Origin of the sequence: Bradyrhizobium sp. SZCCHNR1017, from assembly GCF_032381375.1 — a bacterium.
Taxonomy (GTDB): Bacteria; Pseudomonadota; Alphaproteobacteria; order Rhizobiales; family Xanthobacteraceae; genus Bradyrhizobium.
In genome coordinates, this window is sequence record NZ_JAUHIR010000009.1 from 77480 (window position 1) to 103019 (window position 25540).

General features: G+C 67.2%; 23 protein-coding genes. 13 read left to right on the top strand and 10 right to left on the bottom strand.

What is annotated here, in order from left to right; translation table 11 throughout:
• Positions 1–38: 38 nt before the first annotated feature.
• The 7 genes from bchO to hutI all read right to left on the bottom strand — a co-directional run bounded on the left by bchO (position 39) and on the right by hutI (position 9385).
• Positions 39–944 (bottom strand): alpha/beta fold hydrolase BchO, encoded by a 906-nt coding sequence (bchO, locus tag QW863_RS22035; RefSeq protein WP_315768650.1) that lies wholly within the window; start codon positions 942–944, stop codon positions 39–41.
• Positions 945–977: 33 nt separating this feature from the next.
• Positions 978–1946, bottom strand: coding sequence for an alpha/beta hydrolase (locus QW863_RS22040; RefSeq protein ID WP_315714291.1), 969 nt, complete (start codon positions 1944–1946; stop codon positions 978–980).
• 133 nt (positions 1947–2079) lie between these two features.
• Positions 2080–3819: a magnesium chelatase subunit D gene (locus QW863_RS22045; protein WP_315714290.1), complete on the bottom strand. Its 1740-nt coding sequence runs from the start codon at positions 3817–3819 to the stop codon at positions 2080–2082.
• The gene (gene bchI, locus QW863_RS22050) at positions 3816–4862 is read right to left on the bottom strand and encodes a magnesium chelatase ATPase subunit I (protein WP_315714289.1); all 1047 of its coding nucleotides are present in this window, start codon (positions 4860–4862) and stop codon (positions 3816–3818) included. Before bchI ends, QW863_RS22045 begins: the two co-directional genes overlap by 4 nt.
• 84 nt (positions 4863–4946) lie before the next feature.
• Positions 4947–6617 (bottom strand): urocanate hydratase, encoded by a 1671-nt coding sequence (hutU, locus tag QW863_RS22055; RefSeq protein WP_315714288.1) that lies wholly within the window; start codon positions 6615–6617, stop codon positions 4947–4949.
• A 9-nt stretch (positions 6618–6626) separates the two neighbouring features.
• Positions 6627–8174, bottom strand: coding sequence for a histidine ammonia-lyase (gene hutH, locus QW863_RS22060; RefSeq protein ID WP_315714287.1), 1548 nt, complete (start codon positions 8172–8174; stop codon positions 6627–6629).
• Entirely contained in the window at positions 8171–9385 is a 1215-nt protein-coding gene (hutI, locus tag QW863_RS22065; RefSeq protein WP_315714286.1) for an imidazolonepropionase, read from the bottom strand. Before hutI ends, hutH begins: the two co-directional genes overlap by 4 nt.
• Before the next feature lie 87 nt (positions 9386–9472).
• On the opposite strand from hutI, the gene QW863_RS22070 reads away from it, so the two are divergent.
• The 5 genes from QW863_RS22070 to QW863_RS22090 all read left to right on the top strand — a co-directional run bounded on the left by QW863_RS22070 (position 9473) and on the right by QW863_RS22090 (position 14407).
• Positions 9473–10831: a formimidoylglutamate deiminase gene (locus tag QW863_RS22070; RefSeq protein WP_315714285.1), complete on the top strand. Its 1359-nt coding sequence runs from the start codon at positions 9473–9475 to the stop codon at positions 10829–10831.
• The gene (gene hutC / locus QW863_RS22075; RefSeq protein WP_315714284.1) at positions 10828–11565 is read left to right on the top strand and encodes a histidine utilization repressor; all 738 of its coding nucleotides are present in this window, start codon (positions 10828–10830) and stop codon (positions 11563–11565) included. The genes QW863_RS22070 and hutC overlap by 4 nt, the downstream gene beginning before the upstream one ends.
• Before the next feature lie 128 nt (positions 11566–11693).
• Positions 11694–12638 (top strand): ABC transporter substrate-binding protein, encoded by a 945-nt coding sequence (locus QW863_RS22080; protein WP_315714283.1) that lies wholly within the window; start codon positions 11694–11696, stop codon positions 12636–12638.
• A 213-nt stretch (positions 12639–12851) separates the two neighbouring features.
• Complete coding sequence (locus QW863_RS22085) at positions 12852–13625, top strand: ABC transporter permease (protein ID WP_315714394.1); 774 nt, start codon at positions 12852–12854, stop codon at positions 13623–13625.
• Entirely contained in the window at positions 13622–14407 is a 786-nt protein-coding gene (locus QW863_RS22090) for an ABC transporter ATP-binding protein (protein WP_315714281.1), read from the top strand. The genes QW863_RS22085 and QW863_RS22090 overlap by 4 nt, the downstream gene beginning before the upstream one ends.
• Positions 14408–14711: 304 nt before the next feature.
• Here QW863_RS22090 and QW863_RS22095 read toward each other — a convergent pair whose 3' ends face one another.
• Both QW863_RS22095 and QW863_RS22100 read right to left on the bottom strand, forming a co-directional pair.
• A complete protein-coding gene (locus QW863_RS22095) occupies positions 14712–14999 on the bottom strand; it encodes a hypothetical protein (protein WP_315714280.1) in 288 nt (95 codons plus the stop codon).
• Between the two features lie 15 nt (positions 15000–15014).
• Entirely contained in the window at positions 15015–15776 is a 762-nt protein-coding gene (locus QW863_RS22100; RefSeq protein ID WP_315714278.1) for a DUF899 domain-containing protein, read from the bottom strand.
• An 87-nt stretch (positions 15777–15863) separates the two neighbouring features.
• Between QW863_RS22100 and QW863_RS22105 the strand changes: the two genes are divergently transcribed.
• Together QW863_RS22105 and QW863_RS22110 are read left to right on the top strand one after the other, a co-directional pair.
• Positions 15864–17084, top strand: a complete 1221-nt coding sequence (locus QW863_RS22105) for a helix-turn-helix domain-containing protein (RefSeq protein ID WP_315714276.1) — start codon at positions 15864–15866, stop codon at positions 17082–17084.
• 32 nt (positions 17085–17116) lie between these two features.
• On the top strand, positions 17117–17761 hold the full coding sequence (locus tag QW863_RS22110; protein WP_315714274.1) for a PQQ-binding-like beta-propeller repeat protein: 645 nt from the start codon (positions 17117–17119) through the stop codon (positions 17759–17761).
• 30 nt (positions 17762–17791) lie between these two features.
• Here the strand turns inward: QW863_RS22110 and QW863_RS22115 are convergent, their stop codons facing one another.
• Complete coding sequence (locus tag QW863_RS22115) at positions 17792–18925, bottom strand: hypothetical protein (protein ID WP_315714273.1); 1134 nt, start codon at positions 18923–18925, stop codon at positions 17792–17794.
• 228 nt (positions 18926–19153) lie between these two features.
• On the opposite strand from QW863_RS22115, the gene QW863_RS22120 reads away from it, so the two are divergent.
• From QW863_RS22120 to QW863_RS22145, 6 genes are all read left to right on the top strand, one after another.
• Entirely contained in the window at positions 19154–19975 is an 822-nt protein-coding gene (locus tag QW863_RS22120; RefSeq protein ID WP_315714272.1) for a sugar phosphate isomerase/epimerase family protein, read from the top strand.
• A gap of 64 nt (positions 19976–20039) precedes the next feature.
• Positions 20040–21677: an ABC transporter substrate-binding protein gene (locus QW863_RS22125; RefSeq protein ID WP_315714271.1), complete on the top strand. Its 1638-nt coding sequence runs from the start codon at positions 20040–20042 to the stop codon at positions 21675–21677.
• A gap of 4 nt (positions 21678–21681) precedes the next feature.
• Positions 21682–22656, top strand: coding sequence for an ABC transporter ATP-binding protein (locus QW863_RS22130; protein ID WP_315714393.1), 975 nt, complete (start codon positions 21682–21684; stop codon positions 22654–22656).
• Entirely contained in the window at positions 22653–23645 is a 993-nt protein-coding gene (locus tag QW863_RS22135) for an oligopeptide/dipeptide ABC transporter ATP-binding protein (RefSeq protein ID WP_315714270.1), read from the top strand. The genes QW863_RS22130 and QW863_RS22135 overlap by 4 nt, the downstream gene beginning before the upstream one ends.
• Positions 23645–24574 carry an ABC transporter permease gene (locus QW863_RS22140; RefSeq protein ID WP_315714392.1) on the top strand — a complete coding sequence of 310 codons (930 nt, stop codon included), beginning with the start codon at positions 23645–23647 and terminating at the stop codon, positions 24572–24574. Before QW863_RS22135 ends, QW863_RS22140 begins: the two co-directional genes overlap by 1 nt.
• A complete protein-coding gene (locus QW863_RS22145) occupies positions 24571–25428 on the top strand; it encodes an ABC transporter permease (protein WP_315714269.1) in 858 nt (285 codons plus the stop codon). The genes QW863_RS22140 and QW863_RS22145 overlap by 4 nt, the downstream gene beginning before the upstream one ends.
• Positions 25429–25540: the final 112 nt, after the last annotated feature.

Consider the following 25540-nt stretch of genomic DNA (forward strand, 5'->3'; position numbering starts at 1 on the left):
AATTGAAATTGACGCTTTCGCCAGCCAAAAATGTCAATTTAACTGGACGCTTCCTGCTGCGCTGCAAGGACGCCCGCGCGCTCGGCGGCGTTGACGATCAGGCCCGCGATCCTGGCCGGCTGCTCCTCATGGGCCAAATGACCAAGGCCATCAATGAGTTCGAGCTGCGCCTGGGGCACCAATCGCTGGACGCGACGCGCGACGTCTGGCGGGATGGCGCGGTCATTCGCGGCCGCGACCAGAAGCAGCGCGGTCTTCAACCGCGGCAGCTCGCGCCCAAGCGGATGCAGGTCCCAGTTCGCCATCATCTCGAGCGCGGCGCCGACATGGCCGGGGCTGCCGACCAGCCGCCGATACAGCCGCTCGCCTGTCGCGTCGATCGTCGAGCCCGTGCCCTTCAGCAGCCGATGCACCGCCGCCGGATCGCGGCCCCGCCAGGCGAACAGCCGCGGCACCAGCGGATTGAGCGCCATCATCTTGGCGAGCGGCGACAGGAACTGCGCGGCCGCGCCGCCGAACGGCAGATAGGCGCCATTGAGGCTGACGATCAGCTTCGGCCTGATGAGATTGTCGAGCGTCATGCGCGTCAGGATCGCCGCGCCCGCGGAATGGCCGATCGCGATTTCAGGCGCGATCGCAAGCTTCTCGCAGAGGCCAGCGAGATCGCGCGACATGCCGTCGAGCGACAGCCGCCGCCCATGCGGCGTGGAGGTGAAGCCGTGGCCGGAGAGATCCGGCGCGACGACGGTGAAGTGCCTGGCGAGCAGCGGCGCGAGATCGCGCCAGGAATGGGTCGCGGCTCCCGTGCCATGGGCGAGCAGCGCAACGGGCCCCTCGCCCATGATCTGAACATGCCAGCGCAGGCCCGCGGCCTCGACGAAGCGGCTGGCTGCGCGGTTGGGCCAGTCGCTGCCGTCGACGCTCCAGTTCGGCTTGTCGCTCATGCCGGCCCACGCGGTTGGACGCCGCCGGCATCGTCAACGATCGGCCGCGCGCGTCAGGAAATCATCGTAGCTGGCGACGACTTTATCAAGCTGTTCGAAATGCGGCATCGCGCCGGTCTGCATCACCTCGATCTGCCAGTTGGGCAGAGCCTCGACGGCGTGCTTGCCGTGATAGTCGACGAAATCGCCGCGCACGCCATGCACCATCCAGACCGGCATCGCCAGTGCCTGGTAGAGCTTCAGGGCATTGGTGCTGAACAGATAGCCGGAGACGAAGGAATACGGCGCGTTCTCGGCGCCGGGCTGATGGGTCGTGATGTAGTCATACTCCAGCAGGCCCTCGTCGATGTCCTTGCGGCCGAAGGTCTTCTGCAGGAAAAAACGAATGCTGGCGCGCGAGGTCAGCAGGGTGAAGAAGCCGTGCTTCCACAGCGGGACGTTGAGGATGTTGCGGACCCACGGCATGGCGCGGGTCGTGTCCTTGGTGCCCGCCGACTCGGCCGCGGCCTCGGCGCGGCGATCGAAGCCGGTCGGGCTGAGCAGCGCCAAGGTGCGAAACAGGTTCGGCGCCTCGGTGCCGGCGCGCGCGGCGAACTCGCAGCCGAGCGACAACGCGATGGCGTCGATCGCGACGTCGCCATGACGGCGGCGAATTTCGTTCGTGGCGAGCAGAATCGCATCGGTCATGATGCGCGGCGTATAGATGCGGTCGGCGCGGTCCGACAGGCCGAAGCCCGGCAGGTCGAGCGCATAGACCGGACGCGTCTGGCGGTAGTGCTCGAACAGCGGCTTCATCTCGTAGGCCGTCGCCGCGGCGTTGACGCTGTGAATCAAGAGCAGCGGCCGCTGCTCCGCCGGGGCGGCGGGGCCGTCGCCATAGCAGGTGATGCGGCCCGTACGCAGATCGGCGAGTTCGAAGCTTGGCGCTGCAAGCGGCGGCGGCATCGTCACAGCGCGCGTGTCAGCCGCATGATCACTCTGTGTAGTCGAGGCGACCTGCATGGCGTGCTCCTGTGTGACGATATCGGGCGACGGCAGGCAAGCGCTGCCATACGAGTGGGTGAGCATAGCGATGACCGATCCTCTTGTCAGTCGCCGTTGGGAACGCAGCTTGACGCCGGGGGTTCCACCGCAATCAGCCGCGGCCGGCTTGCGCCATAACGGCCTGCGACAACCGTACGGCATCGGCATGAGGCAGCGCGACGTAACGCGCCTGCATCGCACCGGCGAGCTGCGCGGCCTTGTCCTGCGGGCGCGGCGAGGAATCGACCAGCACGACCGGAATGCCGGTCAGCGCGAGCTGCCGTGCGGCCACCAGCGCCTCCGCCTCGGCCTCGCTGCGGCCGCCGCCATCGCGCGCGACATTCGCCCGGCCGTCGGTCATCAAAACGATCGTCGGCGTCTGGCCCTTGGCCTTCACGGCGAGCGCGAGCTCGGTTGCGGCGAAGATCGCTGCCGACAGCGGCGTGCCGCCGCCGCCGGGCAGCGCCGCGAGGCTGCGCTTGGCGCGCGTCAGCGAGCGCGTCGGCGGCAGCAGCAGCTCGGCGCCCCTGCCGCGGAACGCGATCAGCGCGACCTCGTCGCGGCGAATGTAGCATTCGGCCAGCAGCAGCTCGACGGCGCCCTTCACTTCCGCAAGCCGCTGCAAGGCCGAGGAGCCGGAAGCATCGACGACGAAGATGGTCGTGGTGCCCGAGCGCTGCTTGAAGCGGGTGATCCGAATGTCGTCCTTGTGCACGATCAGCCGGCCGCTCTTGCCGGAATGTTGCGTCCGCCGCCGCAGCGGCTGCCACGGCGCTGCCGCGCGCAAGGTCTCGAGCACGTTGAGCCGCGCGCCGGCGCGCCATTCGCCGCGACGCGCGCCGATCGGACGGCCGCGCTTCGGCACCTTCTGAGCAGCGCCCTGCTTGCTGACGCTGCTGCTGCGGACGCGGGTCGCGCGTTCCTCCTGCAGCCGCTTCAGCAGGTCGGCTGGGACGGCCGCCTGCGCCGCTTCGACCACGCGATCCTCGAGCGGACCGTCCTCGCTGCGGTCGTCGTCCTCACTCTCGGCCGACTCATTCTCGGGCTCCGGCGCCTCGCTGTTCTCAGTCTCGTCATCTGCTGCGGGCAGCCGGGTGGCGCGCGGCGCCAGCACCAGCCGCGCGGCGCAGGCGATGTGCGCTTCGGCGACTTCGACCTCGCCATCAAGGGCCGCTGCGATGCGCGCGACGCGACAGGCGAGCAGCGGCGCGCGCAGCGAGTCGATGCCGAGCGCGCCGGCCGTCATCGTCAGCGCCGCGACCGCCTCGTCCGACGAACGGACCCGCGGCAGCAGCGCACGCGCTGCTGCGATGTCGGACGATTTGAACAGGCTCTCGCCGAGATCGACGCGCGCAACTTTGCTGAGATCGAGATGGCAGGCCAGGCGGTCGGCCAAGGCAGGCGACACGCGCTCATCACCGATGCCCTCGTCGAGCGCAATCAGTCCGAGCCGAGCCGGTGCGCGCAGCGACATGCCATCGCGCTCGATGCTGATAGCCCCGGTGTCGACGGCAACACAGAGATGTGCGACCGTCGACCGCGACATGCGCTCGGCCATCACGGCGATCAGCCCGCCGCCATCGGCATCGGCGAGCAGCCCACGTTGCAGCACCGGCCGCCCCGCCTGCAACGTCGCGGCGAGATCGAGGCCGCCAAGCAGGCGATCGTCCGAGATCGACGGCGGCAGCTTGCGCAAGGGTGTCGACGGCGGCATCAGCTCGTGCAACAGCTCCAGCCACTGCTCGCGCACCGGACCTGCGCCCGCACGCAGCAGCACCGACGCGGACGGGTCGATCGCGGCCAGAGCGGCCGCGATCATCGCATCGGCCCAGATCGCGGCGCCATCGCTCACGGCGCGAACAGCTCGTCGAGCGCGCGCTCGACCCGCACCGACGAGCCGGAATCATCGAGCGGATTGCGCCTGAGACGGTGCCGCAACGCCATCGGCGCGACCGTCTTCAGATGGCGGTCATCGACCGCCTTTGCGCCCTCCAGCGCCGCTACCGCGCGCGCCGCCCGCATCAAGGTGAGTTCGCCACGCAGGCCATCGGTGCCGAGCGCCATGCAGAGGCGTGCGGCCTGCTCGAGCTCACGATCGGCGACCTTGACCGCTCCGATGTGCTCACGGCCCGCGAGGATACGCTTGCGCTGCTTCGCCTCCTCCTTCTCCCAATGTGCAACGAAGGCGGTGGGATCGGTCTCGAAGGCATCGCGCCGCTTGACCACCTCGATGCGCGTCGGCAGATCATTGGGCGTCTTGACCTCGACCGATAGGCCAAAGCGATCGAGCAATTGCGGCCGCAACTCGCCCTCCTCCGGATTGCCGGTGCCGACCAGCACGATGCGGGCGGGATGGCGGATGCTGAGACCGTCGCGCTCGACCACGTTCTCGCCTGACGCGGCGACGTCGAGCAGGAGATCGACGAGATGATCCTCCAGCAGATTGACCTCGTCTATATAGAGAAAGCCGCGATTGGCGCGAGCAAGCAGCCCCGGCTCGAATGATTTCTCGCCATGAGCCAGCGCACGCTCGAGATCGAGCGCGCCGACGACGCGGTCCTCGGTGGCGCCGAGCGGCAGGTCGATGACCGGAACCGGCACCTGGTGCGCCTTCAACGCCGCCGGCTTCTTTGTCTTGCCGCTCGGCTTGGAGCGCGCGCGACACGCGGCGCATTGCGCGGCGACGTCGGCCGGATCGCATTGATAGGGACAGCCGATCACGGCGCTCATCGGCGGCAAGAGCGCGGCGAGCGCCCGCACCGCGGTGGATTTTCCGGCGCCGCGATCGCCAAAGGCCAGCACGCCACCGACCTTGGGATCGACAGCAGCGATCATCAGCGCCAGCTTCATCTCGTCCTGGCCGACGATGGCCGAGAACGGAAAGGCGATTCCCATGAGCGTCCCCTGCGCCGCGACGCGTTCCCGCCGCGTTGCCAGCATGAGACCACAATCAGGGGCCGCTCTTCAACCCATCAGCGCTTAACGGACGAGGCTCGGCAGATCGAGACCATTGGCCTCGGCGCAGGCGATGGCGTCCTCATAGCCGGCATCGGCGTGGCGCATCACGCCGGTCGCCGGGTCGTTCCACAGCACGCGTTCCAGCCGCCGCGCAGCGTCCGCCGTGCCGTCGGCGACGATCACCATGCCGGCATGCTGCGAATAGCCGATGCCGACGCCGCCGCCATGATGCAACGACACCCATGTGGCGCCGCTCGCACAATTGAGCAGTGCGTTGAGCAGCGGCCAGTCCGACACTGCGTCCGAGCCATCCTTCATCGCCTCGGTCTCGCGGTTCGGGCTCGCCACCGAGCCGGAATCGAGATGGTCACGGCCGATCACGATCGGCGCCTTCACTTCGCCGCGGGCGACCATCTCGTTGAAGGCAAGCCCAAGGCGATGGCGATCGCGGAGGCCGACCCAGCAGATCCGCGCCGGCAGGCCCTGGAACTTGATGCGCTGCCTCGCCATGTCGAGCCAGTTGTGCAGGTGCTTGTTGTCGGGCAGCAGCTCCTTCACCTTGGCGTCAGTCTTGTAGATATCCTCGGGATCGCCGGACAGCGCCGCCCAGCGGAACGGGCCGACGCCGCGGCAGAACAACGGGCGAATATAGGCCGGCACGAAACCCGGGAAGTCGAAGGCATTGGCGAGGCCCATGTCCTTCGCCATCTGGCGGATGTTGTTGCCGTAGTCGAGCGTCGGGATGCCCATGGCGTGGAAATCGAGCATGGCCTGGACGTGGCCGACCATCGACGTCTTCGACGCCTGCTCGACCGCCTTCGGCTCCGAAGCACGCTTGGCTTCCCACTCTGCGAGAGTCCAGCCCTTCGGCAGATAGCCGTTGATCGGATCATGCGCGCTGGTCTGGTCGGTGACGATATCCGGCCGCACGCCACGACGCACGAGCTCGGGGAAGATCTCGGCGGCATTGCCGAGCAGGCCGACCGACACCGCCTTCTTGGTCGTCGCGGCGTCGGCCATCAGCGCCAGCGCCTCGTCGAGCGTCGTGGCCTGGCGATCGAGATAGCCGGTGCGCAGCCGCATCTCGATGCGGCTCGGCTGGCATTCGACGGCGAGCATCGAGGCGCCAGCCATGGTCGCCGCAAGCGGCTGCGCGCCGCCCATGCCGCCGAGGCCCGCGGTCAGAATCCACTTGCCGGAGAGATCACCGTTGTAGTGACGGCGGCCGACTTCGACGAATGTCTCGTAGGTGCCCTGCACGATGCCCTGGCTGCCGATATAGATCCAGGAGCCGGCCGTCATCTGGCCGTACATCATCAGGCCCATTCTATCGAGCGCATTGAAGTGATCGAGCGTCGCCCAATGCGGCACGATGTTGGAGTTGGCGATCAAGACGCGCGGCGCATCCGGATGGGTGCGGAAGATGCCGACCGGCTTGCCCGACTGCACGACCAGCGTCTGGTCCGCCTCGAGCTTGCGCAAGGAGGCGACGATGCGATCAAAGCTGTCCCAGTCGCGCGCGGCGCGGCCGATGCCGCCATAGACGATCAGTTCGCTCGGCTTCTCCGCCACATCAGGATCGAGATTGTTCATCAGCATGCGCAAGGGCGCTTCGGTGAGCCAGCTCTTGGCGCTGATGTCGCTGCCACGGGGAGCGCGGATCACCCGTTCGTTGTCCAGGCGTCGGTTCATGGGTCCCTCTCATCCAAGCTTGGGAAACGGATCGCGTCCGAGTGCATGCGTTGCAACCGTGGCCAGCACACCGCCACCGACGAGCGCGGCCGCATTGGCGAGATCGTCGGCCATGTAGCGGTCGTGCACCAGCGCCGGCACATGCGCGCGAAGCGCGGCAATGACAGCAGACAGCGCCGCGCTGGTGCCGTGCGGCGCTCGCAGCTCGATGCCTTGGGCGGCGACGAGCAGCTCGATGCCGATGATAGCAGCGAGATTGTCGGCCATGTCGTACAACCGGCGCGCCGCATGTGCAGCCATCGAGACGTGGTCTTCCTGGTTGGCGCTGGTCGGCGTCGAGTCGATCGAGCACGGCAGCGCGCGCTGCTTGTTTTCGGCGAACAGCGCCGCGGCCGTCACCTCGGCGATCATGAAGCCGGAGTTCAGGCCCGGCTCCGGCGTCAGGAACGGCGGCAGGCCGAAGTTCAGCGCGGGATCGACCAGCGTCGCGATGCGCCGCTCGCTGATCGCGCCGAGCTCGGACAATGCCAGCGCGATCTGGTCGGCGGCAAACGCCACCGGCTCGGCGTGAAAATTGCCACCGGAGATGATCTCGCCGGTGTCGGCCAGCACCAGCGGATTGTCGGTGACGGCATTGGCCTCGGTGACCAGCGTGCGCGCGGCCTGTGTCAGCAGATCGAGTGCCGCGCCGGCGACCTGCGGCTGGCATCGCAGGCAATACGGATCCTGCACGCGCTCGTCCCCTTCCAGATGCGACAGCCGGATGGCGCTGCCGTCGAGCAGTTCGGTGAGCACGCGGCCGGCTGCGATCTGGCCGGGATGACCGCGCAGCGCCTGAATTTCGGGCCGGAACGGCGCCGTCGAAGCCATCGCCGCATCGACCGACAGTGCGCCCGTCACCAGGGCAGCGTTGAGCAGATCATGCGCGCGGAACAGACCGGCGAGCGCATAGGCCGTCGAGAACTGCGTGCCGTTGATCAGCGCCAGCCCTTCCTTCGGCCCGAGCGTAACCGGCGTGAGGCCGGCGCGCGCCAGCGCCTCGCGGCCCGGCACGAGCCGGCCGTCGACGAAGGCCTGGCCTTCGCCGATCATGACGGCGGTCATATGCGCGAGCGGCGCGAGATCGCCGGAGGCGCCGACCGAGCCCTGCTGCGGCACAAAGGGCGATACGCCGCGCGCCAGCATCGCCTGCAACTGTTCGATGATCTCACAGCGCACGCCAGAGGCGCCGCGGCCGAGCGAGATGATCTTCAACGCCATCATCAGCCGCACCACCGGCTCAGGCGTCGCGGGGCCGACGCCGCAGCAATGCGAGAGAATGAGATTGCGCTGGAGCTGGGCCGTCTGGTCAGGCGGGATGCGCTTGGAAGCCAGCTTTCCGAAGCCGGTGTTGATGCCATAGACCGGCTCGGCGCCCTGCGCCGCCTTCGCCACAATCCCTGCTGCCGCTTCGAAACGCGGCCAATACGCCGGATCCAGCGTGAGCAACGCGCCTGCGTAGACGCGCACGAGATCATCGAGGCTGACGTGGCCGGGCTCTGCGACGATCGTGCTCATTGGCCCCTCCACACGCGCCGGTGCAGCGGGTTGAAGCCCATGCGGTAGACCAACTCCGCGGGACGGCCGATGTCCCAGATCGCAAGATCGCACCACTTGCCGGCCTCCAGCGTGCCGGTCTCGGCCAGCAAGCCCAAGGCCCGGGCGCCTTCGCGCGTGACGCCGGCGATGCATTCATCGACCTTCATCCGGAACAAGGTCGCCGCCATGTTCATGGTCAGCAGCAACGAGGTCAGCGGCGACGAGCCCGGATTGCAGTCGGTCGCCAGCGCGAGCTTTACGCCGTGCTTGCGAAACAGCTCGACCGGCGGCTTCTGCGTCTCGCGGATGAAGTAGAACGCGCCAGGCAGGAGCACCGCCACCGTGCCGCTCCGCGCCATCGCAACAGCACCCGCTTCGTCGGTATGCTCGAGATGATCGGCGGACAGCGCGCCGAACTCGGCCGCGAGCGCGGCGCCGCCGAGGTTCGACAACTGATCGGCATGCAGCTTGACCCGCAGGCCGAGCGCCTTGGCCGCCGCGAACACGCGCGATGTCTGCGCAGCGGAGAAAGCGATATTTTCCATGAACGCGTCGACCGCATCGGCGAGGCCTGACCTGGCAACCGCCGGCAGCATCTCGTTGCAGACGAGGTCGATGTAGCGGTCCTTGTCGCCACCGGCTTCGACCGGCAACGCATGCGCGCCGAGAAAGCTGGTGCGCACGCTGACCGGCCGCTGGCTGCCGAGCGCGCGGGCTGCGGACAATTGTCGCAGCTCTGTCGCGGCCTCCAGGCCATAGCCGGATTTGATCTCGATCGTCGTGACGCCTTCGGCGAGTAGCGCATCGAGCCGCGGCAGCGCGCGGGCGATCAATTCCTGTTCGCTGGCGGCGCGCGTCGCCGCGACGGTGGACACGATGCCACCGCCGGCACGCGCGATCTCCTCATAGCTCGCGCCGGCGAGCCGCAGCTCGAACTCGTGCGCACGGTCGCCTCCAAAGACAAGATGGGTGTGGCAGTCGACGAGACCCGGCGTGATCCAGCGTCCCTCGCAATCGATGCGCTCGGGCGCATCTCCATCTGCCGGAAACTCCGATTGCGGACCGGCAAAGGCGATGCGGCCATCGCGCGCAGCGATCACGCCCTGCTCGATCACGCCGAGGCCCGGCTGCCCCTCGCACAAGGTCGCGAGCCGCGCATTCTGCCAGATCCGGTCGAAACGCTGGGCCATGCTGCCTCCCCCTTCACGAAAGCTTGACGGGCGATATGTCTATACATAAACTTAGCTCCGCCGTCCTGTCCAGCGGGCTTATCGATCATGGCGTCACTGCACTTCGCATCCGCGCTTCTGCCCAGGGGGTGGGCCGAGGACGTGCAGGTCGTCATCAGCAATGGCGCAATCGAGTCGGTATCCGCCGGCGTGCCTCCGACCTCCGACGACGAGCAACATGAGGTCGCGATCCCCGGCATCGCCAGCCTGCACAGCCACGCGTTCCAGCGCGGCATGGCCGGGCTTGCCGAGATCAGCGGCCACTCGACGGATACGTTCTGGACCTGGCGCGAGACGATGTACCGTTTCGCCCTGTCGATGCGCCCCGAGGATGTCGAGGCGGTCGCGGTCCTGCTCTATGTCGAGATGCTGGAGCGCGGCTTCACGCGGGTCGGTGAATTCCATTATCTGCACCACGATCGCGACGGTACGCCTTACGCCGATGTCTCCGAGATGGCGGGGCGCATCGCCGCGGCGGCCCAGACATCCGGCATCGGCCTGACCCTGCTACCGAGCTTCTACGCGCATGGCGGCTTTGGCGGCGCGGCGCCGCATGACGGCCAGCGGCGCTTCATCTGCGATATCGATCAGTTCGCCAAACTGCTGACGGCCTCCCGCAAGGCGATCAGCTCGCTTCATGGCGCCAATCTCGGCATCGCGCCACACAGCCTGCGGGCGGTCGCGCCGGATGAACTGGCCGCGCTGCTGCCGCTCGCCGAGGGTGGCCCGATCCACATTCACGCCGCCGAACAGGTGAAGGAGGTCGAGGACTGCCTCGCCTGGTCCGGCCAGCGCCCGGTGCAATGGCTGCTCGATCACCACGACGTCGATGACCGCTGGTGCCTGATCCACGCGACGCATATGACGGCGGACGAAACCGCGGCGCTTGCGAGGAGCGGCGCGACGGCCGGCCTTTGTCCGGTCACCGAAGCCAGCCTCGGCGACGGCATCTTCCCGGCGCGCGACTATCTGCGCGCGCGTGGGCGCATCGGCGTCGGGACCGACTCGAACGTGCTGGTCGGCGTGAGCGACGAGTTGCGCCAGCTCGAATACGGCCAGCGGCTGACGCATCGTGAGCGCAACGTGCTGACGTCAGGTCCGGATGCGTCGACAGGCCGCACGCTCTTGGATGCCGCTCTTGCTGGCGGCGCACAGGCGCTGGCGCAACCGCTCGCCGGCCTGCAGGTCGGCGGCCGCGCCGACATCCTCACGCTCGATCTGTCGCATCCGTCGCTCGCAGGGCGAACGCGCGATGCGCTGCTCGACGGCTGGATCTTCGCGACGTCGCACGGCGCCATCGATTGTGTCTGGGCCGGCGGCGCCAAGGTCGTGCAGGGAGGCCATCATCGGTCGCGCGAGGCGGCAAGGCGCGGCTTTAACACGGCGGTGCGGAGGCTGCTCGCATGAGCCTCGCCGATGACAGCGCCAAGCCGGGAGCCGGCACGCTCTACAAGACGATCCGGCAGGACATCGAGCGCCGCATCCTCACCGGCGAATGGCCGCCCGGCCACCGCATCCCGTTCGAGCACGAGATCATGGAGCATTACGGCTGCTCACGCATGACCGTGAACAAGGCACTATCGGAGCTCGCCCAGGCCGACCTGATCGAGCGGCGTCGCCGTGCCGGAACGTTCGTGCGGCGTCCGCAGTTCCTGTCGGCGGTGCTGAAGATCCCGGACATCCGCGCCGAGATCAGCGCGCTCGGCCGCGCCTATGGCTATGAACTGATCTCATCGACGCGCCGCACCGCCAACGCCGCCGATCGTGAGCGCCTCGGCGTCAAGACACCGTGCAAGGTCATCGCGATCCGCTGCCGGCACAGCGCCGACAACGTCCCGTTCGCGATCGAGGACCGGCTGATCGATCTCGACGCCGTACCCGATGCCGCGAAGGCCAATTTCAAGATCGATCCACCGGGCTCCTGGCTGCTGCATCACGTGCCCTGGACCGAGGCGGAGCACGCGATCAGCGCCATCGTCGCCGACGACGCAATCGCCGAAGGCCTCGACATCGCGGTCGGCGCACCCTGCCTCGTGATCGAGCGCCACACCTGGCGCAAGGGGCAGCCGCTCACGGCTGTCAGGCTGATCTATCCCGGCGAGCAGCATCGCCTCGTGGCGCGGTTCAGGGGCAGCGAATGAGACAGCTCACCCGCGCCCGAACTGAGCATGGGATTTGCAAGCACGCTTGCAGAGATGAGCGGAGATCGCAGCCATCACGGCTGCGAGCCGCACGAAGGGCTTTCTTCTCACAGCAAAGGACGATGACGATGCGCAGATTTGGGCTACTCGCAGTAACTGCCGCGCTCCTGGCCTCGACGACCGCCTATGCCGACGACGTCAAGGTCGGTATCGGCATTTCCGGCTGGACCGGTTTTGCGCCGCTGACCTTGGCGAAGGAAGCCGGCATCTTCAAGAAGAACGGCCTCGACGTCACCATCAAGAAGATCCCGCAGAAGGATCGCCACCTCGCCATCGCCGCTGGAGACGTGCAGTGCGCGGCGACCACGGTCGAGACCTGGATCTCCTGGAACGCCAACGGCGTCGCCACCAAGCAGATCTTCCAGCTCGACAAGAGCTACGGCGCCGACGGCATGGCCGTGCGCAACGACATCGCCTCCATCAAGGACCTCAAGGGCAAGACCGTCGCAGCATCCGCGCCCGGCACCTCGCCCTATTTCGGGCTGGCCTGGATGCTCAAGAAGAACGGCCTCACGGTGAAGGACGTCACCATCGTGAACCTGGAGCCGGCCGCCGCTGCGCAGGCCTTCGTCTCCGGCCAGAACGATGCGGCGATGACCTACGAGCCGTATCTGTCGACCGTCCGAGCTGCCCCTGACAAGGGCAAGATCATCGCCACCACCCTGGATTATCCGATGGTGATGGACACCTTCGGCTGCACACCGAAGTTCCTGTCCGAGAATCCGAAGGCCGCCAAGGCGCTCGCCGACAGCTATTTCGAGGCGTTGGACATGATCGCCAAGGACCAGGCCAAGGCCTATGAGATCATGGGTGCCGACGTGAAGCAGACGGCTGAGCAGTTCGGCAACTCCGCGAAGTATCTGCGCTGGCAGGACAAGGCCGCGAGCCAGAAGTTCTTTGAAACGGAGTTCAAGACCTTCAACAAGGACGCGGCCGAGCTCCTGCTCGAGGTCGGCATCATCAAGCAGATCCCGAAGATCGAGGATCTGTATGATGCGAGCTTCATCAAGTAGGCGCTGAAGCGTGCCCCGCACGATCCGTCATTGCGAGCGAAGCGAAGCAATCCAGGGCCCAGCGTGAGACTCTGGATTGCTTCGTCGCTTCGCTCCTCGCAATGACGGTGTTGAGGCATCCTGCCCGATATTGAGCAGCGTATTCCGAAGCCAACTCAACATGAGCGGCCCACCCCCTCGCGAGCCGCACCCAACACGAAAGCCCGATCCGTGATCCGACCTCTCGAACCCGTCAGCGCCAGATCGAGAACCGCGCTCGGCCTTGCCTTCTTCGTCGTGTTCGTCGCGGCGTGGTCGCTGGCGACGGTTGGCGGCTATGTGCCGAAGACGTTCCTGGCAGATCCCTTGACCATGCTGCGCGAGGGCTGGGACCTGCTGGTCAAGTTCGGCTTCCTCACCGACATCGGCATGACCGTCTGGCGCGTCGTCGGCGGTTTCGTGCTCGCGGCCATCATCGCCGTTCCGCTCGGCCTCCTGATGGGTGCCTACAAGCCGATCGAGGCGTTCCTCGAGCCGTTCGTCTCGTTCGCGCGTTATCTGCCCGCCTCCGCTTTCATCCCGCTCCTGATCCTGTGGGCCGGCATCGGCGAGTTGCAGAAGCTGCTGATCATCTTCATCGGCTCGGTGTTCCAGATCATCCTGATGATCACCGTCACCGTCGGCAACACACGGCGCGACCTCGTCGAAGCCGCCTACACGCTCGGCGCCGGCGATCGCGGCATCATCGCGCGCGTGCTGCTGCCGTCGGCTGCGCCTGAGATTGCCGAGATCCTGCGGCTCGTGCTCGGCTGGGCCTGGACCTATGTCATCGTCGCCGAACTGATCGGCTCGTCCTCCGGCATCGGCCACATGATCACCGACAGCCAGGCGCTGCTCAACACCGGACAGATCATCTTCGGCATCATCATCATCGGCCTGATCGGGCTGATCTCGGATTTCCTGTTCAAGGCATTCAACGCCTGGCTGTTCCCGTGGAAGCTCGCATGACCACGCTCGTCATCGACAAGGTCTCACGCACGTTCCCGGCCCGCCAGGGCCACGCGCCGACGCGCGCGCTGGAGCCGGTCGCGCTCACCATCGGCAACAACGATTTCGTCACCATCCTCGGCCCCTCCGGCTGCGGCAAGTCGACCCTGCTGCGCATCGTCGCCGGGCTCGATCATCCGACGAGCGGCAAGGTGCTGCTCGACGGCCGCGAGGTGACCGGACCCGGCGCTGACCGCGGCATGGTGTTCCAGTCCTACACGCTGTTTCCCTGGCTCACCGTGCGTGAGAACATCGCCTTCGGCCTGCGCGAGCGCGGCGTGCCTGAGGACAAGCGCAACGCCGTCGCCGACCGCTTCATCCAGCAGATCGGCCTGAAGGGTTTCGAGAACCATTGGCCCAAGCAGCTCTCCGGCGGCATGCAGCAGCGCTGCGCGATCGCGCGGGCGCTCGCCAATGATCCCAAAATCCTGCTGCTCGACGAGCCGTTCGGCGCGCTCGACAACCAGACCCGCGTGCTGATGCAGGAGATGCTGCTCGGCATCTGGGAGCGCGACCAGAAGACGGTGCTGTTCGTCACCCACGATATCGAGGAGGCGATCTTCCTTGGCAGCCGCGTGCTGGTGATGAGCGCCCGCCCGGGCCGCATCAAGGCCGACATCAAGATCGAGCTGCCGCATCCCCGCTCCTACAAGATCAAGACCTCGCCGGAGTTCGTCGCGCTCAAGGAGCGGCTGGTCGAGGAGATCCGCGCCGAGGCGCTGAAGGTCGCGGCGGAGGCGTGAGCTCTCTTCGTCGGCTATGCGTTGGTTCGGCTGAACGCTCTCAATTTTCGGTGATGGATGCAGAGACATGCCCCTCACCCGAGTGAGATTGTCGCGCTGTCCTACATGCCCTCTCCCACAAGGGGAGAAGGCGCAGTAACGGGCACCGTACTGACTTGAAATCGCGAGCTGTATCCTTCCAAAATCGCCACGGCAAGACTGCGCGGTACAGTGCCCTCGCCCCTTGTGGGAGAGGGCATCGCCGGCCCCTCTGCAGGCCCGCTCGGGTGAGGGGTCTCTCTCCGCGAGCAAAGCTGCTCGACAATTAACTCCTAGGCTGCCGCACGCGAACGTCGTCGGACCGCGCACCCGTGATGCCCCGCCCCATGCGCCTCAACCACGGCACCAGATGAAACGCGCTCATCAGGAGGTACATCACGGTCATGTCGCCGAGCGGTGCGCCCGCCGGCATGGCCGAGCAGATCACGTCTGAACGGCCGTCACGGGCCATGGCGTTCAGCACCGCCATCAGCGCGAAGGTCGGCGCCGCCGCGTAGCGGAGACCAGTGGCGATGCCGGGCATCGCGCGCATCCTGATCGGGAAGAACGCCATGGCTCCGCTCCGTCGTCAGCGCTTGCCGTATTCGTCGCGGCGGCGCCACCAGACGCCCTGCTCGTTGCGTCCCTTGGGCGCACGGTCGAGCCATTGATAGGCACCCCACAGGCCGTCGAGGCCGCGGGCATAGCTCGAATAGGTGTGATAGACGTCCCCATCCTCGAGGACGAAGGCGCTCATGCCCGGACGATCGCGCATGAACGTGGCGCCGTCGGTCCCGGCGCCCGCGGCAATCTCCGCCACCATCGCCGGCACGTCCGATGTCCCGAGCGGAGGACTGGTGCGATAATTGTACTCGCTGCCGCCCTGGCGCTGCTGCTCCTCGGTGATCGCGACGTTGAAGTCGAAATTGAAGTCGCTGCTCGCCGATGACGCCCATGGGAAGGACCATCCCATCCGCGCCTTGTAGGCCTTCAGCTTCGCCAGCGGCGCGCGTGACACCGCCCACAGCATCACGTCGTGATTGGCGAGATGGACCTGGAAGCCGTTGAAGCCGTCGGCAATCATCGAGCAGGATGGGCAGCCGGCCTGGAAGTCGGGGCCGAACATGAAGTGATAGACGAGCAGCTGCGAGCGGCCCTTGAACAGGTCGGGCAGCGTCGCCGGCCCGTCTTCGGTGTCAAAGCGATAGGCCTTGTCGACGCGCACCCATGGCATGGCCTGACGGCGCTCCGCCAGCTCGTCGCTGCGGCGAGTGAGTTCCTTCTCGGCTTGCAGCAGGTCGAGCCGGGCCTTCAACCAATCTTCGCGCGTTCCGGTGATATGCATGGTCATGGTCGTCATCCTTTTTGCGTGTTGACCGCAGCTCAGACTAGGATCGGCAGGAGAGCGACCGGGAGTGACAAGTATGGCGGGATTTGCATGGACTCGCTGATCTCGGCGGCGGCGCAGGCGCTCGCCGCCGGCGACCCGCTCGGCGCATTGAACCGCGTCGCATTGCGCGATGATCCGCCGGCGCTGGCGTTGCGCGGTATTGCGATGGCGCGGCTTGGCGATTTCGGGCGTGCGAAGGCGCTGCTGCGGCAGGCCGCGCGAAGCTTTGGGCCCAGGGCCGTGCTGGCCCGCGCCCGCTGCGCCGTCGCAGAGGCCGAGATCGCGCTCGCGGCGCGCGATCTCGGCTGGCCGACGAAGTCGCTCGCGGCGGCGCGTGAAACGCTGGAGCAGCACGGCGACCGCGCCAATGCCGCCTATGCGCGCAGCCTCGAGATCCGCCGCATGGTCCTGGTCGGGCAGCTCGATGACGCCGAGCGAGGCCTCGCCGAGCTCGATCCCTCGCCGCTGCTGCCGGCGGCCCGCACGATCTACGAGCTGATCGTAGCCGGCCTGGCCTTGCGCCGGCTGCAAACAAAGACCGCGCGATCGGCGCTCGAACGCGCGACGCGGTCGGCGCGGCAGGCCCGCATCCCGGAGCTTCAGGCGGAGATCGAGCGGGCCTCGTCGGCTCTGTCGGCACCGGCGGCGCGGATGATCCTGCGCGGCGAGCAGCGACTGCTACAGCTCGACGATGTCGAGGCGCTGTTCCGGTCGGACCGGCTGATCGTCGATGCCTGCCGATTGGCGGTACGTCAGGGGAGCCGGATCGTGCCGCTGGCGCGGCGGCCGGTGCTGTTTGCACTCGCCCGGCGGCTGGCCGAGGGGGTCCCCGATGGTGTGCCGCGGGCCGCGCTGATCGCGCACGCATTCCACGGCAAGGAAGCCGACGAGTCGCACCGCGCCCGCCTGCGCGTCGAGATCGGACGGTTGCGCCAGCTGCTCCATGGCTTGGCCGAGATCAATGCCACGCGAGACGGCTTTGCCCTGGTGCCGCGTCGCGATCACGACGTCGTCGTACTGGCACAGCCGGTCGAGGACGAGAATGCCACGGTGCTTGCTTGCCTCGCCGACGGTGAGGCATGGTCGAGCTCCGCCCTTGCGCTGGCGCTGGGCGCGAGCCAGCGGACGGTGCAGCGTGCCCTCGATGAGCTCGCATCATCGAGCAAGGTGCAGTCGTTCGGCCGCGGCCGCGCGCAACGCTGGACCTGCCCGGTCGTGCCGGAATTCGCGACTGCGTTGTTACTCCCGGCGTGGTCGTCGCTCGACTAGCGTGGGTCCATCGGAAGCAGAGGATGGCAGGCATGACACGAGCAGCCGCAGAGATCATTCACGAGTACGGCCCCTTCGACGACGCCGGGCGCGTCAACGGCGTCAGCTATGACGGCCGGCAGGTGTGGATCGCGACCGGCAGCAGCATCAAGGCGTTCGATCCGGCCGACGGCACGGTGCGGAAGTCGCTCGATCTCCCCTCTCACGCCGGCACGGCGTTCGACGGCCGGCACCTCTATCAGATCGCGGAAGATCGCATTCACAAGGTCGATCCCGAGAATGGCCGCGTGCTCGCGACGATCCCGGCGCCCTCGGGCGGCGGCGACTCCGGGCTCGCCTGGGCCGAGGGGTCGCTCTGGGTCGGCGCCTATCGCGATCGCAAGATCCACCAGATCGACCCTGCGACCGGAGAGATCCTGCGCAGCATCCCGTGCACGCGCTTCGTCACCGGCGTCACCTGGGTCGATGGCGAGCTCTGGCACGGCACCTGGGAAGACGACGTCAGCGACATCAGGCGCATCGATCCCGAGACCGGCGAGGTGCTCGACCAGCTCGACATGCCCGCCGGCACCGGCGTCTCCGGCATGGAATCCGACGGAGGCGAGACGCTGTATTGCGGCGGCGGCGACAGCGGCAAGGTGCGCGCGATCAGGCGCCCCAAGCGGGTGCGCGGGTGAGCCGCTGACGGCTCCGCGAATGGAAGTGGCCTACTTGCCGATCGACGTGTAGGCCGCCTTGCGGAAATTGGCGTTGGCTTCCTCGCGCGTCTGCAGCTGCTGGCCACCGCCGCCACCGACCGGCTTGGTGGGCGTGACGACCGAAAACAGCACGAAGCCGCCGGTCTTGCGCGGGAAGATGAAGTACTCGGCGATATCCGACTTCTCGCTGTCCTCGCAGGAGGACATGCCGCGGAACACGACGGCGCTGTCGACCAGCTCGCTGTTGCGCGCCGAGATGAACTTGCCCTTGCAGTCGCGCGCATCGTTGCCGATGATCGTGGCTGCGACTTCCAGGCCGTCGACATTGCGCTGCGGCGGCACGATGCGAACGAAGCCGGTGGCGTTGTCCGCCTTCCAGGCGACCCCGCCCGAAGTCAGCCACACCGGCCGCTCGCCTCCGCCCAGAATGGCCGGATGCGACAGCGAGGCCTTGAGGATGAAGTTGGAGGCGATCTGCATCGCTTCCAATTGCAGCTCGGGAGAGTCCTCCGACATCCGCTGTGGCGGCGCGCTGGCCGTCGGCGCAGCCGCGGCCTGCGGCGCCGCCGGACGCTGCACTGACGCCGCCGCCGGCTGAGCGTTGAAATTGGTCGCGGCGGCCAGCCCGCCGGCGTTGATCACGCGCACACAATTGGCAAGCGTGGGCATCAGCACGGCCGTGCCGTTCAGATTGAACTGGAACAGGTTGCCCTGCGCGAAGGCCGACATCGTCCGCGCGGCGCGGAACGCCTTGATCAGGGTGGAGTCGTTCGGCATTGGCACGGCGACCATGTTGGCCGTCCAGACCGCGCCTTCGACATTGTACGACGCCTTTCCGTCAAAGCTCAGAACGATCGGAAACTTTTGCCCGGGGGATAGCGCCCAGCCCGGATGGATGAAGGCGAGAGCCCAACCATATGTCGGCGTTGCAAGCACACCGAACGTGATGCCGCTCTGGTAGCTCGCGCTCGCGATGCAGCTCGTGAACCGTCCGGTCTTGTCGTCGGTGTAGGCACCGCCTGACCATCCGGCGACGGAGATGGAGCCGTAAGGCCCCTTTGCATGCGCAGGCTCAATCAACGCGCCTATCGTCAGCGCCACGAGCGAAAGAACCATTCCAAGGATTGCACGCCGTACCGTCATCCCAATTCCCCGTTTTCGCCGCATTGTTGCAATTCCCGCGGCTACGTCAAGTAGCAGCAGCCGGCACGCGACTACCCCAGAGATTGATCCGCTGACCGCCTTCATGCCCGCGAGGACACAACATGTCGCGGTCGTCCTCCACAGCCCTTCATGGGCGCGTCATCGAACTCCGCTAGCGCTTGCCGGGCCCCACGCAGGCAAGGGCTTCCTCGAAAGGGTTTCCTCGACATGACCACCACGCTGCCGGTGCTCGGCGCCGCCCTCTCCGTCAAGTCCATTCCCGCGCATTGCGACTGGCTGCTCGAACATCAACGCGATCTGGAGATCCAGGACTTCTTCCGCGCGGACCTTCTCGACAGCGACTGGCGCAGCACCGCCAAGGAAATCAAGTCGATGCTGTCGGGCCACACCGGCCGGCTCGGCATCCACGGTCCGTTCTGGGGCTTCAAGATCGACAGCCACGATCCGATGATCCGCCGCGCCGTCACCAAGCGCCTGCTGCAGGGGCTCGAGGTCGCCGAGTTTCTCGGCGCCACGCAGATGGTGATCCACTCGCCCTACACGACGTGGGACGCCAACAACATCGACATGCTGCCGGACAATCGCGAGGCGCTGATCGAGCGTGTCAGGGCGACCTTGACCGACGTCATTGCCTCTGCCGAGCAGGCCAACTGCGAGATCGTGATCGAGAACATCGAGGACAAGGATCCGCAGGACCGCGTCACCCTGGCCAAGGCGCTGGGCAGCAGCAAGGTGCGGGTCTCGCTCGATACCGGCCATGCCAACTACGCGCACCATTCGACCGGCGCGCCACCCGTCGACTACTACGTTGATGCTGCCGGCAACATGCTGACCCATGTCCATCTGCAGGACACCGATGGCTACGCCGACCGTCACTGGGCGCCGGGCGAAGGCAACATCCGCTGGGTCGCCGTGTTCCGCGCACTGGCGAAGCTCAATTCCAATCCGCGCCTGATCCTCGAACTGCGCAACCATGATCACGTCAAGGCCGGCGCCGCGTATCTCGCCTCGCTCGGCCTCGCCCGATAGGCCAACGCGTCCGCGCGACCCGATCCCATCGTTTCAGACAACCTCAGACGACAGAGAGATTGCCATGACCAAGCTCACCCGCCGCGGCCTGCTCGGCGCCGGCGCCGCGATCGGCGGCAGCTTCATCCTGCCGCGCGTGTCGATCGCGCAGGGAGACAACCGTCCCTCGGTCACCATCGCCGTGCAGAAGGTGACCAATTCGAACGTGCTCGACGTGCTGCGCGAGCAGTCCAATGTCGGCGAGCGCGTGTTCTACTCGTCGCTGTGGGAAAGCCTGATCTCGAAGAACTTCCGCGGCAATCTCGAAGCCGTCCCCGGCCTCGCCACCGAGTGGAAGCGCATCGACGACCAGACCGTCGAATTGAAGCTGCGCCAGGGCGTCAAGTTCCACAATGGTGACGAGATGACGTCCGAGGACGTCGTGTTCTCGTTCAGCCGCGAGCGCATGTTCGGCGACAGCGAGGCCAAGAGCCGCACCACCATCAAGGCGTTCGAGAAGATCCCGACGCCGCGCCCGGGCAAGGAGCTGCCGCCGGACGTGATTGGCGTCGCGCGCCGGATGTGGCCGGACCTGGTTCGCGTCGACGCCGTCGACAAATACACCGTGCGCTTCGTCAACGCGACGCCCGACGTCACCATCGAAGGCCGCCTGATGCGCTATGGCTCCGACATCATGAGCCGGCGCGGCTGGGAGGAAGCGGCGAGCTATCTCGACTGGGCGCGCAAGCCGATCACGACGGGTCCCTACAAGATCGTCGAGTTCAAGCCGGACGTGTCGCTGACGCTCGAAGCCCATGACGAATATTGGGGCGGCCGTCCGCCGCTGAAGCGCATCCGATTCCTGGAAGTGCCGGAGGTCGCGAGCCGCATCAACGGGCTCCTGTCTGGCGAATATCAGTTCGCCTGCGACATCCCGCCGGACCAGATCGCCGGCATCGAGAAGAACGCGGCGTTCGAGGTCCAGGGCGGCACCATCCTCAATCACCGTCTCACCGTGTTCGACAAGAACCACCCGCAGCTCGCCAATCCGCTGGTGCGCCGCGCCTTCACCCATGCGATCGACCGCCAGGCCATCGTCGACAGCCTGTGGGCCGGCCGCACCCGGGTGCCGAAGGGCCTGCAGTGGGAATTCTACGGCGACATGTTCATCGCCGACTGGAGCGTGCCGGCATTCGATCCGAAGCTGGCACAGGACCTGCTCAAGCAGGCCGGCTACAAGGGTGACCCGATCCCGTATCGACTGCTCAACAACTACTACACCAACCAGGTCGCGACCGCGCAGGTGCTGGTCGAGATGTGGCAGGCGGTCGGCCTCAACGTTCAGATCGAGACCAAGGAGAACTGGTCCCAGATTCTCGAGCGCGCTCCGACCCGCGCGGTGCGCGACTGGTCCAACTCGGCCGCGTTCAACGATCCCGTCTCCTCGCTCGTCGCCCAGCATGGCCCCAACGGCCAGCAGCAGCAGGTCGGCGAATGGAGCAATGACGAGCTCAATCGTCTTTCCGAATTCCTGGAGACCTCGACCGATCGCGAGGCGCGCAAGAAGGCGTTCCGCCGCATGCTGGAGATCGCCGAGCGCGAGGACCCCGCCTACACGGTGCTGCACCAGAACGCGACCTTCACCGCCAAGCCGAAGTCGATCAAGTGGAAGGCCTCGCCGGCCTTCGCGATGGACTTCCGCACCGGCAACTACGGTGCGTGACGCCGTGGCGCCGCTGGTCAGCATCTCCGAACTGAAGGTCGCCTTCGACGGCACGCCCGTGCTGCACGGCATCGATCTTGACATCGGTAGGGGCGAGGCCATCGGCCTCGTCGGCGAGTCCGGATCCGGCAAGTCGGTGACGTGGCTCGCGGCGCTGGGTCTCCTGCCCGGCAAGGCGAAAGTATCAGGCTCGGCCAGGCTCGAAGGCCGCGAGCTGCTCGGCGCTGACGGCAAGGTGCTCGACCAGGTGCGCGGCCGCCGCATCGCGATGATCTTCCAGGATCCCGCCAGCGCGCTCAATCCGGTGCTCACGATCCGGCGCCAGTTGTGCGAAAGCCTCGCGCTGCATCGCGGGCTGCGCGGCGAGGCTGCGCGGGCCGAGGCGCTCAGGCTGCTCGATCTCGTCGGCATCCCCGATGCGGCACGCCGGCTGTCCGCCTATCCGCACGAGTTCTCCGGCGGCCAAGTCCAGCGCATCATGATCGCAATGGCACTGGCCGGACTGCCCGAGCTGCTGATCGCCGACGAGCCCACCACCGCGCTCGACGCCACCATCCAGGCGCAGATCCTCGATCTGCTGTCGGCCATCCGGCGCGAGTTCAACATGGCGATGGTCCTGATCAGCCATGACCTCGGCGTCGTCGCGGAGAATTGCGACCACGTCTGCGTGATGTATGCCGGCCGCATCGTCGAGCGCGCGCCCGCGACGCGGCTGTTCGATGATCCCTGGCACCCTTATGCGCAGGGCCTGATCGGCGCGCTGCCGCCGCTCGATGGCGTCAGGCGGCGGCTGCAGGCCATTCCCGGAACAGTGCCTGATCCGCGCGCACTGCCCAGCGGCTGCGCCTTCGCGCCGCGCTGCACGTTTGCCGGCGACGGCTGCCATGCCGGCGTGCCGCCGCTGGCGCCGGTCGAGCCGGACCGCGCGGTGGCCTGCCTGCGGCCGCAGCGCCTGCCGATGGAGCTCGCCGCCGAATGACAGCGCCGCTGGTCGAGGTCCAGGCGATCTCGCGCACCTATCGGATGAGGACCGGCCTGTTCGGACGCGCCGCATCCGTCCACGCCGTCGACGGCCTGAGCTTCTCGATCCAAAAGGGCGAGACGCTCGGCATCGTCGGCGAGTCCGGCTCCGGCAAATCCACCACCGGCCGCATGGTGCTCGGTCTCGAGCCGCCCGACCGCGGCAGTGTGCGCTTCGACGGCGCCCCGATCGCAGCACCAGGCTCGGCGGCGTGGCGCGCCCAGCGCGCGCGCATGCAGATGATCTTCCAGGATCCGCTCGGCGCGCTCGATCGACGACTTCCCGTTGCCGCGCAGATCCGCGAGCCGCTCGACATCCACGACATCGGCACGGCCGCCGAGCGCGACGCGCGCGTGCATGAGCTGCTCCAGGCTGTCGATCTCAACGACGGCCATGGCGCCCGCTATCCCGGCGCGCTGTCGGGCGGTCAGCGCCAGCGCATCGTGCTCGCCCGTGCGCTGGCGACCAAGCCCGACTTCCTCGTCTGCGACGAACCGGTCAGCGCGCTCGACGTCTCGATCCAGGCGCAGGTGGTGAACCTGCTGGTCGATCTCCAGGTCCGGCTCGGTCTGACGATGCTGTTCATCAGCCATGATCTGCGCGTCGTCCGGCAGATCAGCAGCAAGGTGGCCGTGATGTATCTCGGCCGCATCGTCGAATATGGCGATGCCGACGACCTGTTCGCGCGGCCGCAACATCCCTACACGCAGGCGCTGGTGTCCGCTTCCCCTGCTCCGGGACGCCGCAGCACCAGCCGCATCGTACTGACGGGCGACCCGCCGAATCCGGCGGCGCGCCCCGCCGGCTGTGCCTTCCACCCGCGCTGCAGCCACGCGACCGCCCGCTGCGCCAACGAGTTGCCCGCGCTCGCCGCCCTGGATCGGCAGCGCCAGGTGGCCTGTCATCTCGTTTCGGGGCTGCAGTCGCAGACCGAGGTCGCCGCGTGATGCTGCGCTATTTCGCCATCCGCTTGGCGCGTGCGCTGCTGACCATCGCACTCGTCGTCACCTTTGCCTTCATCGTGCTGCGGCTGTCGGGCGATCCCGCGCTGATGATCATGGGGCCCGAGGCGCCGCCCGAGGTCATCGCCGCCTTCCGCAAGGCGTGGGGTCTCGATCATCCGATCTGGATGCAGTATCTCGACTACTTCAAGGCGATCGGCCAGGGCGAGCTCGGACGCTCGATGCGCGACGGCCGGCCCGCGATCCAGCTCGTCATCGAGCGCATCCCCGCGACCTTGGCGCTGACCATTCCGGCGTTCCTGCTGAAAGTGCTGCTCGGCATTCCCGCCGGCATCTACGCCGCGCTGCACCGCGGATCGGCGATCGACCGCGCCGTGATGATCACGGCGGTGGCGGGCTTCACGGTGCCGAGCTTCGTGCTGGCCCTGATCCTGGTGCTGATCTTCGCCGTGCAGCTCGGCTGGCTGCCGTCGGGCGGACAGGACTCGTGGCGGCACGCCATCCTGCCGATCGTGACGCTCGGCTTCGGCGGCGCCGCGGTGCTGGCGCGGTTCACGCGCAGCGCCATGCTGGAAATTCTCGGCCAGCCCTACATCAGAACGGCGTCGGCCAAGGGCGTGCCGTGGCGCCGGGTGATCACGGATCACGCGCTGCCCAACGCGGCGATCCCCACCGTCACCATTCTCGGCTTCATGGTCGGCAGCCTGATCGCCGGCGCGGTCGTCGTCGAGAGCGTGTTCTCCTGGCCCGGCGTCGGCCGTCTCCTGGTCGTCGCCGTCGCCAACCGCGACCTCGCGGTCGTGCAATGCATCCTGCTGCTGGTGGCGATGACCATGGTCACGTCGAACCTGATGGTGGACTTCCTCTACGGCCTGCTGGATCCGCGGCTGCGCAGCAAGGGAGCCGAGGCATGACCGACCTTGCATTGAAATCGCCTGCCGCGCGGCGGCTGTGCTGGCCGAACATTCCCGTCTCCGTGACCATCGCAGTCGGCTGGATCGTCGCGATGCTGCTGCTGGCGATCTTCGCCGATCAGCTCGCGCCGCATGGCTTCACCAAATTCGATCTGCGCCATCGCCTGTCGCTGCCGGGCAACCCGGCGCATTGGCTCGGCACCGACGAGCTCGGTCGCGACGTGCTGTCGCGTCTGATCGTGTCGATCCGGATTTCGCTCTTGATCGCGTTCGGCGCGACCGCGATCTCCGCCATCGCCGGCACCACGCTCGGCTTTCTCGCCGCGCATTTCCGCGGCCTGGTCGAGCAGGCCGTGCTGATGCTGGCGGACTTCCAGGCCAGCATGCCGTTCCTGATTCTGGCGCTCGCCGTGCTCGCCTTCTTCGGCAACTCGCTGCCGCTCTTGATCGGGTTGATGGGCCTGTTCGGCTGGGAGCGCTATGCGCGCATCGCGCGCGGCCTCGCCATCTCCGCCAATGCACAAGGCTATGCCGCCGCCGTCCGACAGCTCGGCGCAACGCCGCAGCGCGTCTATCTCAGGCACATCCTGCCGAACATCGCCTCGACCCTCATCGTGTCGATGACGCTGGTGTTTCCCGAAGTCATCCTGCTGGAGTCCGGTCTCTCCTTCCTCGGCCTCGGCGTGCAGCCGCCGATGACGAGCCTTGGCAACATGGTCGGCTATGGCCGCGAATATCTGACGCGCGCACCATGGATCATGTTGGCACCGGCGATCACCATCGTGGTGACGACGCTCGCCGTCTCGATGATCGGCGACTGGCTGCGCGACCGGCTCGATCCGACGCTGCAATAGCCTCGATCAGCGACGAGCCTCGTGACTCGCCGCGGCACTATGCTCGCAGATGATCAGGGCATGCCCCGCTTGCTCGCCCGCCAGCGCCATCCATCTCGACGCCTGCTGCAAC

What these genes read in the sequence shown, in the direction of transcription:
- hutC (WP_315714284.1), top strand. Translation starts at nt 10,828, where the DNA reads ATGAGCCTCGCCGATGACAGCGCCAAGCCGGGAGCCGGCACGCTCTAC.
- QW863_RS22145 (WP_315714269.1), top strand. Translation starts at nt 24,571, where the DNA reads ATGACCGACCTTGCATTGAAATCGCCTGCCGCGCGGCGGCTGTGCTGG.
- QW863_RS22125 (WP_315714271.1), top strand. Translation starts at nt 20,040, where the DNA reads ATGACCAAGCTCACCCGCCGCGGCCTGCTCGGCGCCGGCGCCGCGATC.
- hutH (WP_315714287.1), bottom strand. Translation starts at nt 8,174, where the DNA reads ATGAGCACGATCGTCGCAGAGCCCGGCCACGTCAGCCTCGATGATCTC.
- QW863_RS22140 (WP_315714392.1), top strand. Translation starts at nt 23,645, where the DNA reads ATGCTGCGCTATTTCGCCATCCGCTTGGCGCGTGCGCTGCTGACCATC.
- QW863_RS22080 (WP_315714283.1), top strand. Translation starts at nt 11,694, where the DNA reads ATGCGCAGATTTGGGCTACTCGCAGTAACTGCCGCGCTCCTGGCCTCG.
- QW863_RS22095 (WP_315714280.1), bottom strand. Translation starts at nt 14,999, where the DNA reads ATGGCGTTCTTCCCGATCAGGATGCGCGCGATGCCCGGCATCGCCACT.
- QW863_RS22105 (WP_315714276.1), top strand. Translation starts at nt 15,864, where the DNA reads ATGGACTCGCTGATCTCGGCGGCGGCGCAGGCGCTCGCCGCCGGCGAC.
- QW863_RS22100 (WP_315714278.1), bottom strand. Translation starts at nt 15,776, where the DNA reads ATGACCATGCATATCACCGGAACGCGCGAAGATTGGTTGAAGGCCCGG.
- QW863_RS22135 (WP_315714270.1), top strand. Translation starts at nt 22,653, where the DNA reads ATGACAGCGCCGCTGGTCGAGGTCCAGGCGATCTCGCGCACCTATCGG.
- QW863_RS22120 (WP_315714272.1), top strand. Translation starts at nt 19,154, where the DNA reads ATGACCACCACGCTGCCGGTGCTCGGCGCCGCCCTCTCCGTCAAGTCC.
- hutI (WP_315714286.1), bottom strand. Translation starts at nt 9,385, where the DNA reads ATGGCCCAGCGTTTCGACCGGATCTGGCAGAATGCGCGGCTCGCGACC.
- QW863_RS22110 (WP_315714274.1), top strand. Translation starts at nt 17,117, where the DNA reads ATGACACGAGCAGCCGCAGAGATCATTCACGAGTACGGCCCCTTCGAC.
- bchI (WP_315714289.1), bottom strand. Translation starts at nt 4,862, where the DNA reads ATGGGAATCGCCTTTCCGTTCTCGGCCATCGTCGGCCAGGACGAGATG.
- hutU (WP_315714288.1), bottom strand. Translation starts at nt 6,617, where the DNA reads ATGAACCGACGCCTGGACAACGAACGGGTGATCCGCGCTCCCCGTGGC.
- bchO (WP_315768650.1), bottom strand. Translation starts at nt 944, where the DNA reads ATGAGCGACAAGCCGAACTGGAGCGTCGACGGCAGCGACTGGCCCAAC.
- QW863_RS22115 (WP_315714273.1), bottom strand. Translation starts at nt 18,925, where the DNA reads ATGACGGTACGGCGTGCAATCCTTGGAATGGTTCTTTCGCTCGTGGCG.
- QW863_RS22040 (WP_315714291.1), bottom strand. Translation starts at nt 1,946, where the DNA reads ATGCAGGTCGCCTCGACTACACAGAGTGATCATGCGGCTGACACGCGC.
- QW863_RS22090 (WP_315714281.1), top strand. Translation starts at nt 13,622, where the DNA reads ATGACCACGCTCGTCATCGACAAGGTCTCACGCACGTTCCCGGCCCGC.
- QW863_RS22070 (WP_315714285.1), top strand. Translation starts at nt 9,473, where the DNA reads ATGGCGTCACTGCACTTCGCATCCGCGCTTCTGCCCAGGGGGTGGGCC.